Origin of the sequence: Tardiphaga sp. 285_C5_N1_2, assembly GCF_052076065.1 — a bacterium.
Taxonomy (GTDB): Bacteria; Pseudomonadota; Alphaproteobacteria; order Rhizobiales; family Xanthobacteraceae; genus Tardiphaga; species Tardiphaga robiniae.
This window is the reverse complement of the sequence record NZ_CP197241.1, coordinates 5,257,146-5,275,061: the sequence shown is the minus strand read 5'-3', so window position 1 is coordinate 5,275,061 and position 17,916 is coordinate 5,257,146. Positions and strand designations below refer to the sequence as shown.

The 17,916-nt window shown below is 62.5% G+C and carries 13 protein-coding genes; 6 read left to right on the top strand and 7 right to left on the bottom strand.

The genetic code is table 11. The annotated features are described in order from the left end of the window. Positions 1-179: 179 nt before the first annotated feature. Together AB7951_RS25030 and AB7951_RS25025 are read left to right on the top strand one after the other, a co-directional pair. The gene (locus AB7951_RS25030; RefSeq protein ID WP_093759852.1) at positions 180-1,793 is read left to right on the top strand and encodes a phosphoenolpyruvate carboxykinase; all 1,614 of its coding nucleotides are present in this window, start codon (positions 180-182) and stop codon (positions 1,791-1,793) included. 211 nt (positions 1,794-2,004) lie between these two features. Continuing rightward, positions 2,005-2,442: an EamA family transporter gene (locus AB7951_RS25025; protein WP_120288234.1), complete on the top strand. Its 438-nt coding sequence runs from the start codon at positions 2,005-2,007 to the stop codon at positions 2,440-2,442. Positions 2,443-2,454: 12 nt separating this feature from the next. Here the strand turns inward: AB7951_RS25025 and AB7951_RS25020 are convergent, their stop codons facing one another. Continuing rightward, on the bottom strand, positions 2,455-4,986 hold the full coding sequence (locus AB7951_RS25020; protein WP_120288235.1) for a glycogen/starch/alpha-glucan phosphorylase: 2,532 nt from the start codon (positions 4,984-4,986) through the stop codon (positions 2,455-2,457). A 229-nt stretch (positions 4,987-5,215) separates the two neighbouring features. Here AB7951_RS25020 and AB7951_RS25015 point away from each other — a divergent pair, with 229 nt between their 5' ends. Continuing rightward, complete coding sequence (locus tag AB7951_RS25015; RefSeq protein ID WP_089262853.1) at positions 5,216-5,647, top strand: hypothetical protein; 432 nt, start codon at positions 5,216-5,218, stop codon at positions 5,645-5,647. Between the two features lies 1 nt (position 5,648). Here the strand turns inward: AB7951_RS25015 and AB7951_RS25010 are convergent, their stop codons facing one another. The 3 genes from AB7951_RS25010 to pyrE form a co-directional block, all read right to left on the bottom strand. After that, entirely contained in the window at positions 5,649-6,470 is an 822-nt protein-coding gene (locus AB7951_RS25010) for a DUF2865 domain-containing protein (protein WP_439062091.1), read from the bottom strand. Between the two features lie 100 nt (positions 6,471-6,570). Further along, positions 6,571-7,935, bottom strand: a complete 1,365-nt coding sequence (locus AB7951_RS25005) for a sodium:proton antiporter (protein ID WP_120289085.1) — start codon at positions 7,933-7,935, stop codon at positions 6,571-6,573. A gap of 114 nt (positions 7,936-8,049) precedes the next feature. Further along, complete coding sequence (gene pyrE / locus AB7951_RS25000) at positions 8,050-8,613, bottom strand: orotate phosphoribosyltransferase (protein WP_170849765.1); 564 nt, start codon at positions 8,611-8,613, stop codon at positions 8,050-8,052. A 176-nt stretch (positions 8,614-8,789) separates the two neighbouring features. Between pyrE and AB7951_RS24995 the strand changes: the two genes are divergently transcribed. After that, positions 8,790-9,416 (top strand): glutathione S-transferase family protein, encoded by a 627-nt coding sequence (locus AB7951_RS24995; protein ID WP_120288236.1) that lies wholly within the window; start codon positions 8,790-8,792, stop codon positions 9,414-9,416. Here the strand turns inward: AB7951_RS24995 and AB7951_RS24990 are convergent. Further along, positions 9,413-10,048 (bottom strand): LysE family translocator, encoded by a 636-nt coding sequence (locus AB7951_RS24990; protein ID WP_120288237.1) that lies wholly within the window; start codon positions 10,046-10,048, stop codon positions 9,413-9,415. The genes AB7951_RS24995 and AB7951_RS24990 overlap by 4 nt on opposite strands. A gap of 119 nt (positions 10,049-10,167) precedes the next feature. After that, on the bottom strand, positions 10,168-13,188 hold the full coding sequence (gene polA / locus AB7951_RS24985) for a DNA polymerase I (RefSeq protein ID WP_120288238.1): 3,021 nt from the start codon (positions 13,186-13,188) through the stop codon (positions 10,168-10,170). A gap of 138 nt (positions 13,189-13,326) precedes the next feature. On the opposite strand from polA, the gene AB7951_RS24980 reads away from it, so the two are divergent. Next, the gene (locus tag AB7951_RS24980) at positions 13,327-13,932 is read left to right on the top strand and encodes a hypothetical protein (protein ID WP_120288239.1); all 606 of its coding nucleotides are present in this window, start codon (positions 13,327-13,329) and stop codon (positions 13,930-13,932) included. A gap of 3 nt (positions 13,933-13,935) precedes the next feature. Here AB7951_RS24980 and AB7951_RS24975 read toward each other — a convergent pair whose 3' ends face one another. Then, the gene (locus tag AB7951_RS24975; RefSeq protein ID WP_120288240.1) at positions 13,936-15,000 is read right to left on the bottom strand and encodes an acyltransferase family protein; all 1,065 of its coding nucleotides are present in this window, start codon (positions 14,998-15,000) and stop codon (positions 13,936-13,938) included. Positions 15,001-15,293: 293 nt separating this feature from the next. On the opposite strand from AB7951_RS24975, the gene hrpB reads away from it, so the two are divergent. After that, positions 15,294-17,894 (top strand): ATP-dependent helicase HrpB, encoded by a 2,601-nt coding sequence (gene hrpB / locus AB7951_RS24970; RefSeq protein ID WP_120288241.1) that lies wholly within the window; start codon positions 15,294-15,296, stop codon positions 17,892-17,894. Positions 17,895-17,916 lie beyond the last annotated feature (22 nt).

The window sequence follows — 17,916 nt, the reverse complement described above, 5'->3', positions numbered from 1 at the left end:
TATCAAGTGCCGTGCTGGAATAAACCAAATATGCGGACAGCAGCTTGGCATTTCACATCTTCGTCACTATTAGATCGCCGGGTTACGGCCTCGGTGGTTATAATGACGGCTACCGCTGCTGACGTGCGATTGAAGACAGTTGCACAGGTCGGATATGCGGACTCAAGGAGGAATATTCCGTGCAAGAGACGGGCGTACGCAACGGTGCCTATGGCGCCGACAAATTCGGACTGAAAAATCTCAAAGCGGTGAACTGGAATCTCGGCGCGCCGCAGCTTTACGAATATTCGCTGCGTAACGGCGAAGCCGAATTGTCGTCCGATGGCGCGCTCTGTGCTGACACGGGTGAATTCACCGGCCGCAGCCCGAAGGACAAGTTCACCGTCAAGGACGCTTCCACCGAACAGATGTGGTGGGCTGGCAACCAGGCGATCACGCCGGAGCAGTTCGAAGCGCTCTATATCGATTTCAAGAAGCACGCCGAAGGCATGACCCTGTTCGCGCAGGACCTTTATGGCGGCGCCGATCCGAGTTTCCAGATCAAGACCCGCGTGTTCACCGAACTCGCATGGCACTCCCTGTTCATCCGCACGCTGCTGATCCGTCCGGAAGCAGCTGCGTTGAAGGACTTCGTGCCTGAACTCACCATCATCGACCTGCCGAGCTTCAAGGCCGATCCCAAACGTCACGGCTGCCGCTCGGAAAACGTCGTGGCCATCGATTTCGCCCGCAAGATCGTCCTGATCGGCGGGTCTTATTATGCCGGCGAAATGAAGAAGTCGGTTTTCACGACGCTGAACTACTATCTGCCTGCCAAGGGCGTGTTGCCGATGCATTGCTCGGCCAATGTCGGCCCCGACGGCGACAGCGCGATCTTCTTCGGACTCTCGGGCACCGGCAAGACCACGCTCTCGGCCGATCCGAAGCGCACGCTGATCGGCGACGACGAGCATGGCTGGGGCAAGGACGGCATCTTCAATTTCGAAGGCGGCTGCTACGCCAAGACCATCAAGCTTTCCGAAGAAGCCGAGCCCGCGATCTATGCGGCGAGCAAGCGCTTCGGTGCGGTGCTGGAAAACGTCGTGCTCGACGCCAATACTCGCCTGCCGGATTTCGACGATGGCTCGAAGACCGAGAACACCCGTTCCGCCTATCCGCTCGACTTCATCCCGAATGCCTCGCGCACCGGCCGCGCGCCGCAGCCGAAGAACGTCGTGATGCTCGCCGCCGACGCATTCGGCGTGCTGCCGCCGATCGCCAAGCTCACGCCGGCGCAGGCGATGTATCACTTCCTGTCCGGCTACACCGCCAAGGTCGCCGGCACCGAGCGCGGCCTCGGCAACGATCCGGAGCCGGAATTCTCGACCTGCTTCGGCTCGCCCTTCCTGCCGCTCGATCCGTCAGTCTATGGCAATATGCTGCGCGACCTGATCGCCAAGCACAATGTCGACTGCTGGCTGGTCAATACCGGCTGGACCGGTGGCAAGTACGGCGTCGGCTCGCGCATGCCGATCAAGGTGACCCGCGCACTGCTGACCGCCGCGCTGAACGGCTCACTGCGCAACGTGGAATTCCGTACCGACAAGTATTTCGGCTTCGCGGTCCCGACCGCGTTGGATGGCGTGCCGTCGGAAATCCTCAATCCGGTAAACACCTGGAAGGACAAGGCCGAATTCGACGCGACTGCGCGAAAACTGGTCGGCATGTTCCAGAAGAACTTCGCCAAGTTCGAAGCCCAGGTCGATGCGGATGTCCGCGCCGCTGCGCCGGATGTGAAGCTGGCCGCGGAGTAAGTTGCTGCTTCAAGATTGAGTGCGAAAGGGCGGCCGCAAGGCCGCCTTTTTCATGTCACGCGGAATCTGTCAGCCGTCTTGCCCGGGACAAGCCCAGCCATGACGAAACCGTTAGTCGGAATGCAATGCACGACCAGCTAGAACGCGAAGATTGGATTGCTTCCTCGCAAGGGCTCCTCGCAATGACGGCTGACAGGTAAGGACGCTTCAAATGAAAAACGTCATGCTCTCCTGGCCGTTCTGGGCGCTGCTGTCCGCGGGCTTTGCGGCGCTCACGGCGATCTTCGCCAAGGTCGGCATCGAGAACGTCAATTCCGATTTTGCTACTTTCATCCGCACCATCGTTATCCTGCTGGCCGCGGGCATGATGGTCTATGTCACCGGCAACTGGCAGTCGCCGTCCAATGTATCAGCGAAGACGTGGGTGTTTCTGGTGCTGTCTGGTTTCGCGACCGGAGCATCGTGGATCTGCTACTTCCGCGCGCTGAAGCTTGGCAATGCCGCACAGGTCGCGCCGATCGACAAGCTCAGCGTCGTGTTTGTGGCGGTGTTCGCCGTGCTGTTTCTCGGCGAGAAATTGTCGCTGCCGAACTGGCTCGGCGTCATCCTGATCGCCTGCGGCGCGGTGCTCGTTGCTTATCGCGCGTGAGCACCGTCGCGCTTACGTTGCCTTTCGCGCCTGCAGACTCGGTGTGCCCGGCAGATCGCCAGCAACCGGCACGCCCCAGATATCATCGGCATATTCGCGGATGGTGCGGTCTGACGAGAACCAGCCCATCCTGGCGGTGTTGAGGATCGCGGCGCGACTCCAGGCTGAGCCGGCCCTCCACCGCGTGTCGATGCCGCGCTGGGCTTCGTAATAAGAGTCGAAGTCAGCCGAGACCACATAGTGATCGAGGTGGCGCAGCGCGTGGCCGACCGACGCGTAACGGCCGGGATCATCCGGCGAGAATGCGCCGGTCTCGATGGCCTGGATCGCGCGGCCGAGATTGGGCGATTTGTTGATCACGTCGGAGGCGTCGAGGCCCTTGGCACGGCGCTCGACGACTTCGGCGGCGGTCATGCCGAAGATCGCGATATTCTCCGGGCCCACATTGTCACGGATTTCGATATTGGCGCCGTCCAGCGTGCCGATGGTCAGCGCGCCGTTCAGAGAGAGCTTCATGTTGCCGGTGCCGGAGGCTTCCATGCCGGCGGTGGAGATCTGTTCGGACAGGTCGGCCGCAGGAATGATGACTTCCGCGAGGCTGACATTGTAGTCCGGCAGGAACGCGACCTTCAGCTTGCCGCCGATCGTGGTGTCGTTGTTCACGACCTCGGCGACGTCATTGATGAGGCGGATGATCAGCTTGGCGTAACGATAGCTCGCCGCCGCCTTGCCGGCGAAAATCTTGACGCGCGGCACCCAGTCCTTGCCCGGCTCGTCCTTGATCGCCTGATACAGCGCGACTGTTTCAATGAGGTTGAGCAATTGTCGCTTGTATTCGTGGATGCGCTTGATCTGCACGTCGAACAGCGCCGAGGGATCGGCCTGTACGCCGAGCTTCTCGCCGATCACACGCGCGAGCGCGAGCTTATTGTGATGTTTGACCTTGCGGAATTCCTGCTGGAACGCGGCGTCGCCGGCAAAGGCCTCGAGCTTGATGAGCCGCGTAGGATCGTCGAGCACGGCTTCGCCGCAAGTGGCGCGCAACAGGTCGGTGAGCTTCGGATTGGCCAGCATCAGCCAGCGGCGGAAAGTAATGCCGTTGGTCTTGTTGGTGATGCGACCGGGATAGAGCTGGTTGAGATCGTGGAACACGGTCTCCTTCATCAGCTCCGAATGCATCGCCGAGACGCCGTTGATGCGGTGCGAGCCGATGAAAGCTAGATTGCCCATGCGCACGCGGCGGCCGGAGGTCTCGTCGATGATCGAGACCGAAGCGCGATAGGCGGTGTCGCCGGGGCGCGTCGCATCGGCGCGGTCGAGATGCGCTTCGTTGATGCGATAGATGATTTCGAGATGCCGCGGTAGCAGCCGCTGGAACAGTTCGACCGGCCAGGTCTCCAGCGCTTCGGGCAGCAGCGTGTGATTGGTGTAGGACAAGGTCGCGTTGGTGATCTGCCACGCGGCATCCCAGCGCATGTTGTGCTGATCGACCAGGATGCGCATCAGCTCGGCGATGGCCAGGCTCGGATGCGTGTCGTTCATCTGCACCGCCGCCTTGTTGGCGAGGCCACGCAGATTGCCGTCGGAATGGAGGTGACGCTTCACCAGATCCTGCAGCGAGGCGGAGACGAAGAAGTATTCCTGGCGCAAACGCAATTCGCGGCCGGCGGCGCTCTCGTCGTTCGGATAGAGGAACTTGCAGATCGCCTCGGCGCGCGCCTGTTCGGCGCTGGCGCTGACATAGTCGCCGGTGTTGAAGACGTCGAGCCGCAGCGGATCCGGCGCGCGCGCCGACCACAGCCGCAGCGCGTTCACATGCTGGCCACGCCAGCCGACGATGGGCGTGTCATAGGCAACGGCCTCGACGGTCTCGCCGGGATGCCAGATGACCTGCTTGCGGCCCTTGCCGTCCTCGACGGTCTCGATGCTGCCACCGAAATAGACATTATACGTGACTTCCCGCCGCGGTAGTTCCCACGGATTGCCAAAGCCGAGCCACTCGTCGGGATATTCCTGCTGCACGCCGTGCGAGATGACCTGACGGAACAGGCCGAAGTTGTAGCGGATGCCGTAGCCAAAAGCTGGAATGCCGAGTGTTGCCATGCTCTCCATGAAGCAAGCGGCGAGGCGGCCGAGGCCGCCATTGCCGAGCGCTGCATCCGGCTCGCATTTGCGGAGTTCGTCGAGGCCGACACCAAGATCGCCGAGCGCGGCTTCGAACAGCGGCAGCAGGCCCATATTGTTCAGCGCATCGGTGAACAGGCGGCCGATCAGGAATTCCAGCGAGAGGTAATAGACCCGCTTGCGGCCGGCGTCGTAGCTCTCTTTGTCCGAGCTCAGCCAACGATGCACCATGCGGTCGCGCAGCGTCAGGGCGGCAGCCTTGTACCAGTCGTGCTTGGTGGCGAATGCGGCTTCCTTGCCGATTGCCAGCCTCAACTTGACGAGGATAGCGCTCTTGATGTCGGCAAGCGCCAGTTCATCGACAGCCGTATTCTCGGGTTGGAATTTTGCTGGGACTGATAGATCTGACAAACCGGCCATCCTGAGCTGTGTCACTGACCAAAATCATACGCGCATTTAGCTGCTCCCGGAACCCGTGGGGGTGGCGAGCTTTTGCCATGGAGCTGCCCGGGATTTGGGCAGGCACGCGAGAACCGAATTTATAAAATTGGAACAAATTAAGAACAAATTAGTAAGCTATTGATATTCCGAGGTGATTCGTTGCCTTCGCCTACAATATCTATGGTCTGTTCAAGCTCGCGAGGACTAGATGTCCACCATTGCCTTCGATCAGTTTGCTCTCACCCGCATAGCCGACTTTGCGCGGTCGCTGTCGCGGCTGCATTTGATGGCGCGCCGGCATCCGATCGATGACGATCAGATCGATCGCGAGTTCAACACCGTTTGCCTCTCGGTCTGGGGCTATACGACGGACGACATCAGCGATGACCTGTTCTCGCTGGAAGATCACGCCTGGCTCGATCAGCTCGACGAGGCGCATGCGCGGATTTTCGCCGCGGAACAGGGGTACGACCTTGTCGACGACCACGGCATGCTGACGGACTGGTGGGGCTATTGCTGGATGATCCTCGCCGAGAAGCGCGGATTGCTGACGCCGGAGAATCGCGCGGCGGCGCGTGCCGAGATCGAGGAGAAGTATCTCTCGGCGCCGAACGTGATCGGCGTCATCGTCGGTCGATGATCTATTGAAGCTCGGCGCGCTTGGCGCGGGCAGCCGGCGCGCTCTTCGGCACGACGGTCGTGGCAGCAGCCGGCGCTGCATCACGCGCGGCTTCCGACATCGGCGCTTCGTCGGTGATCATTTCTGCAGAGACCGGTGCCACCTTCATCTCGCCGAGCCGGGCACGGACATCCGAGGTCAGGCCGGGATAATTCGCCACCGGCGTGAATTCCGCGGTCTGGGTGTTGCCGGTGCGGACGCCCGAGAAAGCGACGAGACCGTTGGTCGTCGCGATCACATCGCCGGGACGCAGCGATGTATCGAGCGTCAGATCGACCGGCGCGAGGCCGGAGGGATCGCGGCCGTTGCAGGTGCAGTCGGCCTTCAGCGCCTTGCGATAGGCGAAGGCGTTTTCCAGATCGTTGTAGCGCTCACCGGTGCTCGACGAGGCGCTTTCGATGCTGCTGCCGAACAGGACCTTGGTGGTCGCCGCCGGGCAGAATGCCTGGCACATCTGAGCGGCGCTCATGCCGCGGCCGAGTGGAAAATATTTGCCGTCGCAGGTGCGCACGCAGAAGGCGGGACCGGAGCCCCCGATAGATGCGCTGCGCTGCTGTGGCGGCGCTTCGGCCGGCGTGTTGAGGCCGAACGGATCGGAGAAGAAATTGCTCTCCGGCGCGGGCGCGCCGCGGCGCTGCTGCTGTTTCTGCGGCTGGCCGCCGCCGAACAGGAAGTCGAAGAAATTCTGCGCAGATGCCGTCTGCGGGGTCAGTCCGACGAGGCTCATCGCCGTCAGCAGCACCAGGGGACGCACGACACGCGAGGATGTTCGATTGTGACGCAACGCCAGCTCCGCGACCGCATGTCAGTGCCCGAGCGAAAACGCTCCGGTGCGGTGTCATGTTAGGGCGTCATGGTAAATGAATGGTAACCAGCGCGGCGCGCTAGATGAAAAACACCCATGTCATCACCAGGAAGACCGGGATCAGCACCGCACCCGACCACAGGATGTAACCGAAGAAGCTTGGCATTTTTATGCCCGCGTCGCGGGCGATGGCATAGACCATGAAATTCGGCGCGTTGCCGATATAGGTGTTGGCGCCCATGAACACTGCACCTGCTGAAATCGCCGCCAGCGTCGCCGCGCCCGATGCCATCAATGTCTTGGCGTCACCGCCGGTGAGTTCGAAGAACACCAGATAGGTTGGCGCATTGTCGAGGAACGACGACAGGATGCCGGTCAGCCAGAAATAAGCGGCATTGTTCGGCGTACCGTCGGCATGGCTGACGAGCGCCACCAGCGGCGCAAACGGGCCATTGGCACCAGCCTGCAGCATGGCCATGACCGGCACGATGCAGATGAAAATGCCGGCGAACAGCAGTGCGACTTCCTCGATCGGCCCCCATTTGAAATCGTTCGCCTTGCGATGCTCGGTCTTGGTCAGCCACAGCGACGCAAATGTCACCAGCACGAAGATCACGTCGCGCAGCAAATCCTGCAATGCGAGCGGCGTGCCGAGTACGGTGAAAGTGATGCCGGGCTTCCAGCTTGCGCTCATCAGGATTGCGCCGATGATCACGACCAGCAGCAGCAGGTTGATCTTGCCGTGCAAATGCAACGGCGAATCCGGCGTCGGATCTTTCTTCGCAGGCAGATTGCCTTCGCGGTGATGCAGCCAGACATCGAGCACCATGAAGATCGCCAGCACGATGCCGGCCGCGAACAGCGTTTCCGGAAAAATGTGCACCGTGGTCCAGAAGAAATCGACGCCGCGGAGGAAGCCGAGGAAGAGTGGGGGGTCGCCGAGTGGTGAGAGCGAGCCGCCTATATTCGAGACGAGGAAGATGAAGAACACCACCACGTGGACGTTAGTGCGACGATCGTCATTGGCGCGGATCAGCGGCCGGATCAGGATCATCGACGCACCGGTGGTACCGACAACGCTGGCGATCAGCGTGCCGAAGCCTAGCAGCGCCGTATTGGTGAACACGCTGTCATGCAGGTTGCCCTCGACATAGATTCCGCCGGCCACGGTGAACAGCGCCAGCAGCAGCAGAATGAACGGCAGATATTCGAGCAGCACGGTGTGGGAGAGCGTGTGCACCACGGTCGTTGCATCAGTCACGAAGAACAGCGGCACGATCACCAACGCGGCCCAGAACGCGGCGAACTTGCCGTAATGGTGCTCCCACAGGTGATGATAGAGCACCGGTCCGGTGGCGATGCACAGCAGGATGCCGGCAAACGGTAATGCCCACAGCAGCGACAGCCTGGTGCCATCGAGGCCGCCCTCGGCTGCATGCGCCATGTCGGGCGCAAGCGTGACAATGAGGAGCAGAGCAGCGAGGGCGATGAAGCGAAGCAAAAGGTGACCTTTCACTGCGTCCTGCGCGCATTGTGCGCGAACGGAGCCGATGAAGGATCAACCCTTCAGAAATTCGCCGGCCTTGTAAAGCGAGCGAAACGCCACGCCGGCCTTGGCAAAGGTCTCGGCTGCGCCTTCGTCGCGGTCCACCATGGTGAACACCAGCACGACTTCGCCGCCGGCCTCGCGCACCGCATCGAGTGCCTTCACGGCAGAGCCACCAGTGGTGGTGACGTCCTCGACGATGACAATGCGTTTGCCTTCCAGCGTCTCGCCCTTGGCGAGACCTTCGACAGCGAGACGTGCACCGTGCTCCTTCGGCTTCTTGCGGACGAAGAAGGCCGCGATCGGATGGTTTTTCAGCCAGGAGAGCTGTGCGAGCGCGCCGGCCAGCGGCACGGCGCCCATCTCAAGCCCGCCAACATAATCGAGATTGTCGTCGCGCAGCGCGTCATAGGTTAGCTCGGCCAGCAGGGCCGCGCCTTCCGGGTGGCACATCGTGGGCTTCAGGTTGAAATAGAAATCGCTCTTGCGGCCTGAAGCCAAAGTGATCTCACCATAACCGAACGAACGGTCGCGGATGATCTCGAACAGGCGGGCGCGGGCGGCTGATTTGGTCAATGGCATGTCTCTGCTGAAACGGTCTCTGTGCTGAACCGGGCGCAATCTACCGGCGCTTTCCGGCACATTCCAGACTGGCGCGGGCCTCGTCAACACTCTCCAGGCCGTTTTACCGCCCGTTGGGACGATGCTACAGACCGGGCAACAAGATCAGGCAAGACCGGAAGAGGAATCGCATGACTATCGAGCTGCACACCTGGAATACGCCGAACGGCCGCAAGATCTCCGTCGCGCTGGAGGAAATGGGGCTGCCTTACAAGGTTTTCCCGGTGCATATCGGCAAGGGCGAGCAGATGAAGCCCGAATTCCTGAAAATCAGCCCTAACAACAAGATCCCGGCCATTGTCGATCCCGACGGGCCGGATGGCAAGGCGGTCAGCGTGTTCGAATCCGGCGCCATCCTGCTCTATCTCGGCGAAAAGACCGGCAAATTCCTGCCGAAATCTCTCGGCGAGCGGATTCCGGTGCTGGAATGGCTGATGTGGCAGATGGGGGGCTTCGGTCCGATGCCCGGCCAGGTGCATCATTTCATCGCGCTGGAAGATGAGACCCAGCGGGCCTACGGGTTGAAGCGCTATTCCGATGAGACGCGCCGGCTCTATGGCGTGCTGGATCGTCGCCTGGCCGACCACGAATTCGTCGCCGGCGCGCTGTCGGTGGCCGATTTCGCCGTCCTCGGCTGGGCCTGGCGGCATGAGCGCCACAAGGTGTCGTTCGCCGATTTCCCGAATGTCGGCCGCTGGTACGATGCGTTGATGGCGCGTCCGGGTGTGAAGCGCGGCATGGACGCGAAGCTGGATTAAGCCCGCTTTGTCTCCAGCGCCATCCGCACGGCGAGGCCGGCCAGCACCGTGCCCATCAGCCAGCGCTGCAGCTTGAGCCAGGTCGGTCGCTCGCCGAGAAACAGCGCGATCGATCCGGCGCCGAGCGCGATTAGCCCGTTGACGCCGACGCTGATGATGGTCTGCGTCGATCCGAGCACCAGCGACTGTGTCAGCACGCTGCCGGCCGTGGGATCGATGAACTGTGGCAGCAGCGCCAGATACAGCATCGCGATCTTTGGATTGAGCAGATTGGTAACGAAGCCCATGACGAACAGCTTGCGCGGGCTGTCGATGGCCAGCTTCTTGACCTGGAACGGCGAGCGTCCGTTCGGCTTCAGCGCCTGCCATGCCAGCCACAGCAGATAGGCCGCACCGGCAAGGCGCAGCGTGTCATAGGCATAGGGCACCGCGAACAGCAGCGCAGTGATGCCGAAGGCCGCGCAGAGCATGTAGAAAATGAAGCCCAGCGCCACGCCGCCGAGCGACACCATGCCGGCCGCAGGCCCCTGCGTGATCGAGCGCGAGATCAGGTAGATCATGTTCGGTCCCGGCGTCAGCACCATGCCGAGCGAGACGAGGGCAAAACCGAGCAGGGATGTGAGATGGGGCATGGGACCATTCGCTGGCTGGGAGTGGTCGTTGTTTAGCCCATGGGATGGCGTCGAACCATTTCAGATTCGGCATCGCAGATAGTCGAAATCCATCTGCGACGCCGATTTGGGCGGTAAAACTAGTGCGCCTCTTCCCAGTTATCCGCCGCGCGCGCATCCACTTGCAGCGGCACCGACAGCAGCACCGCCGGGAACGGCGCGTCCTGCATCGTGTGCTGCACGACCGGCAGCGTCGCCGCGACTTCGTCGTCGGGGACCTCGAAGATCAGTTCGTCATGCACCTGCAGCAGCATCTTGGCTGAGAGTTTCTTCTCCGCCAGCGCGTCTTCCATCCGCGTCATGGCGCGGCGGATGATGTCGGCGGCGGTGCCCTGCAGGCGGGCATTGATCGCGGCGCGTTCGTTGAAGGCGCGGATCGAGGCGTTCGAGGCCTTGATGTCCGGGTAATGACATTTACGCCCGAACAGGGTCTGCACATAGCCGTGCTCCCGGCAGAAATCGCGCGTCTGGTCCATATAGGCGCGGATGCCGGGGAAACGCTCGAAGTATTTCTTGATATAGGCGCCGGCTTCCTCGCGGGGGATGCTGAGCTGGTTGGCGAGGCCGAAGGCCGAAATGCCGTAGATGATGCCGAAATTGATCGCCTTGGCGCGCCGGCGGATTTCCGCCGGCATGTCCTTGACCGGCACGCCAAACATTTCCGAAGCCGTCATGGCGTGAATGTCGAGCCCGTCCTGGAAGGCCTGTTTCAGCACCGGGATATCGGCGATCTCTGCGAGCAGTCGCAATTCGATCTGTGAGTAGTCGGCCGACACCAGCTTGTGGCCGGGTGCGGCGATGAAGGCGCGGCGAATCTTGCGGCCATCCTCGGTACGCACCGGAATGTTCTGCAGGTTCGGTTCGTTGGACGACAGGCGTCCCGTGGTCGTCGCTGCCAGCGCGTAGGTGGTGTGAACGCGGTGGGTCTGCGGATGCACGTAATTCGGCAGCGCGTCGGTATAGGTCGAACGCAGTTTCGACACCTGTCGCCAGTCGAGAATCTTGCGCGGGAATTCGTGGCCTTGTTCGGCTAGGTCATCGAGCACCTGCGCCGACGTCGACCATGCGCCGGTCTTGGTCTTGCTACCGCCCGGCAGGCCCATCTTGCCGAACAGGATATCGCCGAGCTGCTTGGGACTGCCGATATTGACCTCTTCGCCGGCAATCTCGCGGATTTCGGCTTCGATGCGCGCAGCGGTCTGCGCGAAGTCGGCCGAGAGTTTTGACAGCACCTGACGGTCGATGGAAATGCCGCGACGTTCCATGCGGGCCAGCACCGAGATCAGCGGTCGTTCCAGTGTCTCATAGACGGTGGTCATGTGCTCGGCCGCCAGCCGCGGCTTCAGCACATTCCACAGTCGCAGCAGCACGTCGGCGTCTTCGGCGGCATAGGCTGTGGCGCGGTCGATCTTGACCTGCTCGAACGTCAGCTTGCCCTTACCGGAGCCGATCAGTTCGCCAAAAGTCAACATGGCATGGCCGAGCCAGATCTCGGCGAGCGCATCGAGGCCATGGGCGTTGCGCCCGGCGTCGAGCGCATAGGACATCAGTTGCACGTCGTCATGATTGCGCAGCGTGATGCCGTGTTGTGCGAGCAGCACCGCGGTAAACTTGATGTTGAAGCCGATCTTCAGCAGGCCCGCGGATTCCAGTACCGGTTTCAGCGCAGCAAGCGCATCGGCGGCCTTGATCTGGTCGGGCTCGAGATCGGCGGCGAACAGGCCTGCGCCGTCGCCGGACTGGCGATGGGCCAGCGGCACATAGCAGGCATCATTCGGACCGAGCGACAGCGCGATGCCGACCATGTCGGCCTGCATCGGATCGATCGACGACGCCTTGCATTCGAATGCGACGTGACCGGTATCGAGGATGCGGGAGATCCATAGCTCGAGCTCTTTCAGGGAGCGTACAGGCTGATAGGCCTCGCGCTTCACCGGCATCTTGCGCGCGGCTTCGGCGCGGGCCTTGGCCAGCGAGATCGGGGTGAGCACGTCCTTGCTGCCGGGACCGGTCGCATGGGCGCTACCGCTCACTGGGCCGGTTGCGCCTGTTTTGCTTTTCGCAGTGGATGTAGATTCGGTGTTCCCGAACAGATCGCCGCCTGCTCTATGAGCGGAGGGCGCGGAGCTGCTCTTCGTTGCGCTGTCGGCATCCACATCCGCCGGATCGATCTCGGCATATTCGGCAACGCGCCGGGTCAGTGTCGAGAATTCCATCGCCTTCAGGAACGCGATCAGCTTGCGTGCGTCGGGCTCATGCACCGCGAGGTCATCGAGTGGCACGTCGAGCGCCACCTTGTCGTCGAGCAGCACGAGCTGCCGCGAGATGCGCGCCTTCTCCGCGTGCTCGATCAGCGACTCACGGCGCTTCGGCTGCTTGATCTCGCCGGCGCGGTTCAGCAGCGTTTCAAGATCGCCATATTCGATGATGAGTTGCGCAGCGGTCTTGATGCCGATGCCGGGGACGCCGGGCACGTTGTCGACGCTGTCGCCGGCCAGCGCTTGTACTTCGACGACCTTGTTCGGCGGCACGCCGAATTTCTCGATCACCTCCGCAATGCCGAGGCGACGATCCTTCATGGTGTCGTACATGGTGACCTGTTCGGTCACGAGCTGCATCAGATCCTTGTCCGACGACACGATGGTGGCGGTCGCGCCGCGCTCACCGGCTTCGCGGACATAGGTCGCGATCAGGTCATCGGCCTCGAAACCACCTTGTTCGATGCTCGGCAGGTCGAAGGCGCGCACGGCGTCGCGGATCAGCGCGAATTGCGGGATCAGGTCGTCGGGCGCAGGTGGCCGGTGCGCCTTATATTCGGGGTAGAGCTTGTTGCGGAAGGTCACTTCCGACTTGTCGAAGATGATCGCCAGATGCGTCGGCCGGTTGTCCGGCGGCATGTCGCGGATCAGCTTCCACAGCATGTTGCAGAAGCCCAGCACCGCATTGACCTGCAGCCCGTCGGATTTGCGGTTCAGCGGCGGCAGCGCGTGATAGGCGCGGAAAATATAGGACGAGCCGTCGACCAGAAAGACATGGTCGCCCTTCGCGAGGGCCTTGACGGTGGCGGGCTTGGCGGCAGCTGTTTCTGAGGTTTTCGGCATGGCCGCAACTTAAGGATTTTCGCCGGAAATGACAGTCTGTCAGCCCGCCATCCCGCCGGTTTTTGTGATGCCGCCCGGCTTGCGCCGCGTCCTGTTCCATGTGCCCCTGCGCCGGTCATTGCCAATCAAGGACCGTTCATGCCCGAGCTCGCCGAACTGATGGACAAAATGAAGAGCGTGGAGGCCGAGATCGAGGCCGAGCTGACCCGCCGGCGGGAGGAGCTGCGCTTTCGCTTCGAGCGGCGCAAGATCGTGTTCGAGCAGGACATCGAGAAGCTGCAGCGCGCCATCAAGGTGGGCGCGTCGAAATACCTCTTCAGCGCCAATCCGCTGATCGTGTTGTCCGCTCCGGTGATCTATTCACTGATCATCCCCTTCGTACTGATCGATCTCTGGGTGATGGCCTATCAGGCGGTCTGCTTTCCGATTTATGGCATCCCCAAGGTGCGGCGGCGCGACTATCTGGTGTTCGACCGGCATCACCTCGCCTACCTCAACATCATCGAAAAGGTGAACTGCGCCTATTGCTCGTATTGCAACGGGGTCGCTGCCTTTGTGCGCGAAGTTGCCGCCCGCACCGAAGTCTATTGGTGCCCGATCAAGCATGCGCGCCGCGTGCTCGGCCCGCATCGGCATTATGTCGGATTTGCGGATTTCGGCGATGCGGAAGGTTTCCGCGCCAAAATTGAGGGCATGAAGGACGGCGTGAAGCTCGATGACGGAAGGTCGCCGACGGCGGTGTAAGTTCTACTCCGCCGCCTGCAACGTCGCGCTTTTCTTCTTCGGCGCAATCCAGAACGCTGCCGGGCGCTCGAACAGGAAGTTCGCACGGACCATCAGCGCGAGCCTCCAGATCACCAGCGCGCCGATGACGCCGCAGAGTGTCACCAGCAGCGAGATCGTGCCGATGTCGAACGGGCTGAATTTCAGCAACAGCGCGCGGGATGTCGCCATCGGCAGGAAGAAGGCGAGATAGATCACGATGGAATGCTCGCCGAAGAAGCGGATGAAGCCGAGCCATTGCATCTTCGCCAGCAGTGTGCCCATCACGATGATCGCGACCGCGCCGGCGAAGCCGAGCATCAGCGAGATCACTGGCCATTCGCTGCAGCCGTCATAGACGAGAGCGGCATTGACCAGCGCCCAGGCCGCAAGGCCGACCAGCGCCATCACTGGTTTGGCCCGTGCGCGATCGGACAGCGCGAAGACCTGTGTCGCAAACAGGTAGCCCGAATAGAAATAGACGAAGCGCGAGCAGAACTCGTCGATCATCGTCCAGCCAGTGCCGATATGCGCCATCTCCAGCGCGGCGGCGATGCCCCAGATCAGCAGCGGCGGCACGCGCCGCGCCAGCTTGGTGACGATGAAGAACACCGGCAGCATATAGATGAACCACAGCGTGCCGAACGGCTCGATATAGGAGATCAGATAGAGATTGGCGACATAGGCCCAGCCGTGTTCGGCAGCAAAGCCGGGCGCCTTGAAGCCGAACTGGATGGTCACCCAGAGCACGTAGAAATACAGGAAGTGGACGACCTTGCGGTCGAGATAGGTCCGCCAGTCGCGGTCGATGACACGGGCCAGAAAGAGCCCGGAGATCAGGAAGAAATCCGGCATCCGGAACGGTTTGGCGAAGGCCACCAGCAGATGCATGTAGCCGGTCTGGCCGGCGGCCAGTTCGACGCCCAGCACCGAGTGCATCATCACCACCATGATGATGCAGATGCCCTTGGCATAATCGACCCAGTCGATTCGCTCTGTGCCTGACAGCGCCGCGCGATCGGCGACGGCGAAGGTGCCACTGGTGGTCATCGGTATCCCCTGTTCGGCGCTTCTTTTGGCGGGATCATGAGACGAGATCGGTTTCAATTGCCTTTCTCTGCCCCCCAAATATGCCCCGCAAATGGTCGCGGCAGTGCGAGTTTGGCGGGGTGGTTAACGGGCGTTAAGGAGTGGGGGAATGGGACGCAACGTCCTCTCCACCGTCATCGCCGGGCCTGACCCGGCGATCCATCTTCTCGCGAAGCAAGATGGATACGCGGGTCAAGCCCGCGTATGACACCTGAGATTGGTATGCCCCCCGAGAACATCGCGAAGATGACGATTTGACCCGAACCTTCGATACATCCCTGCCCATCGATGCTGTGCTCGACGACCTGTCAGGCGCGCTGGACGCCGGCAACGCCGCGGTGCTGGTGGCGCCGCCGGGCGCCGGCAAGACCACGCGCGTGCCGCTGGCGTTGCTCGATGCGCCGTGGCTGAAGGGCAGGAAGATCATCATGCTGGAGCCGCGCCGCATCGCAGCCCGCGCCAGCGCCGAGCGGATGGCGAAAACGCTGGGCGAGCGCGTCGGCGAGACCGTCGGCTATCGCGTCCGCTTCGGCTCGAAGATCTCGCGCAACACCAGGATCGAAGTAGTCACCGAAGGCATCTTCTCGCGGCAGATCCTCGACGATCCCGAGTTGAGGAATATCGGCGCGGTGCTGTTCGACGAATTTCACGAACGCTCGCTGGATGCCGATATGGGACTCGCTCTGGCGCGCGATGCGCAGACCGGATTGCGTGAGGACCTACGCATACTGGTGATGTCGGCGACCATCGACGGTGCGCGCATCGCGAAGCTGCTTGGCGATGCACCGGTCATCGCCAGCGAGGGGCGCGCTTATCCGGTGGAGACACGCTATCTTGGCCGCAAGCCAGATATCCAGCTCGAGCGGCAGATGGCCGACGCCATCGCGACCGCCTTGCGTGCCGATCCCGGCTCGGTGTTGGCGTTCCTGCCGGGCGCTGCAGAAATTCGTCGCACGCAGAATTTTCTCGCCGAGCGCGTACAGGATGCATCCATCGAGATCGTCCCTTTATTCGGTGCACTCGATGCCGGCGTCCAGGACCGTGCCATCCAGCCTGCGCCCAAGGGACAGCGCAAGGTAGTGCTCGCGACGTCGATTGCCGAGACCTCGCTGACCATCGAAGGCGTGCGGATCGTGGTGGATTCCGGCGTCGCGCGCGTGCCGCGCTATGAGCCGGACATCGGACTGACGCGGCTGGAGACCGTGCGGGCCTCGCGCGCTGCGGTCGATCAGCGCCGCGGCCGCGCCGGCCGGACCGAGCCTGGCATCTGCTATCGGCTATGGGACGAGCCGCAGACCGCCTCATTGCCGGCCTACACACAGCCCGAAATTCTTAGCGCGGATCTGTCCACGCTGGTGCTCGATCTCGCGCAATGGGGCGTCAACGATCCCGCACAACTGACCTTCCTCGATCCGCCGCCCGCGCCGGCGCTGAAGGAAGCACGCGGCCTGCTCGGCGAACTCGGCGCGCTGGATGGTGACGGCCGCATCACCGAGGAAGGCCATGCGCTGCGCGCGCTGGCGCTCCCGCCGCGGTTGGCGCGCATGATCGTGGATTCGGCGCGGTTCGGTTATGGCGAGGAGGCTGCCGAGATCGCTGCGATCCTCACTGAACGTGGTCTTGGTGGCGACAGCGTCGATCTCGATGTCAGACTCGATCAATTCCGCCGCGACCGCTCACAGCGCGCCGGCAGCGCCCGGCAGCTCGCAGAGCGCTGGGCGTCGCAGGTCGAAGGCAACGAGCGCGGCGCTTCTGCTCCCTCCCCCCTTGCGGGGGAGGGTCGGGGAGGGGGGTCCACAAGTGAGGTCGGAGCGTGGGGCACCCCCATCCCCGACCCTTCCCCGCAAGGGGGAAGGGGGCTCGACCGCCGCAGCCCAACCTCGGATACGCTGACCACCGGCACTATGCTCGGCTTTGCATTCCCGGATCGCGTGGCCAAGAACCGCGGCAATGGCAGTTTCGTGCTGGCCAATGGCCGCGGCGCGTCGATCGAACAAAGCGCGGCGCTTGCGCGCGCGCCATATATCGCCGTGGCGGAGCTCACCGGCACGGCGGCCAATGGCCGTATCCTGCTGGCAGCGCCGATCGCGCAGGCCGATATCGAAACGCGCTTCGCCGATCAGATCGAGAATACCGACGATGTCAGTTTCGATCGGGCGTCGATGTCGCTGCGCGGGCGCCGCAAGCGTGTGCTGCATGCGATCACGTTGTCGGAAGCACCGTTCACGCTGAAACCGTCTGAAGACACCGCGCGTGTCTTCGCCGACGGTCTGGTTGCCGCGGGCATCGACCGCTTGCCATGGTCGAAGGCGCTGCAGCAGTGGCGGGGGCGCGTGATGTTCCTGCGCGTGTCGGAAGGCGATGCCTGGCCCGATCTGTCCGACACTGCGCTCGCCGCGGCTCGCGAGACCTGGCTGATGCCGGCGCTGTTCGACAAGATCTCCTCGAAGGATTTTTCGGCCGGCGATCTGTCAGATGCCGTGATGGGCCTGCTGCCCTGGGATCTGCGTGCGCGGCTCGACAAGGAAGCGCCAACGCATTTCGAGGCGCCGACGGGGACCGTGCTGGCGATCGATTATGAAGCCGAGCAGGGGCCGACCATTGCCGTCCGTCTGCAGGAATTGTTCGGGCTGAACACCCATCCCTCGGTCGCCAAGGGCAAGGTGCCACTGGTGCTGGAATTGCTGTCGCCGGCGCAGCGCCCGGTGCAGGTGACGCGCGATCTACCGGGCTTCTGGCGCGGCAGCTACCTCGATGTGCGCTCTGACCTGCGCGGCCGCTATCCGCGCCATCCCTGGCCGGAAGATCCCGCCAATGCGCTGCCGACGCGCCGCGTGAAGCCGCGCGGGACGTGATCATCAGGCAAAGTGCTGCTCA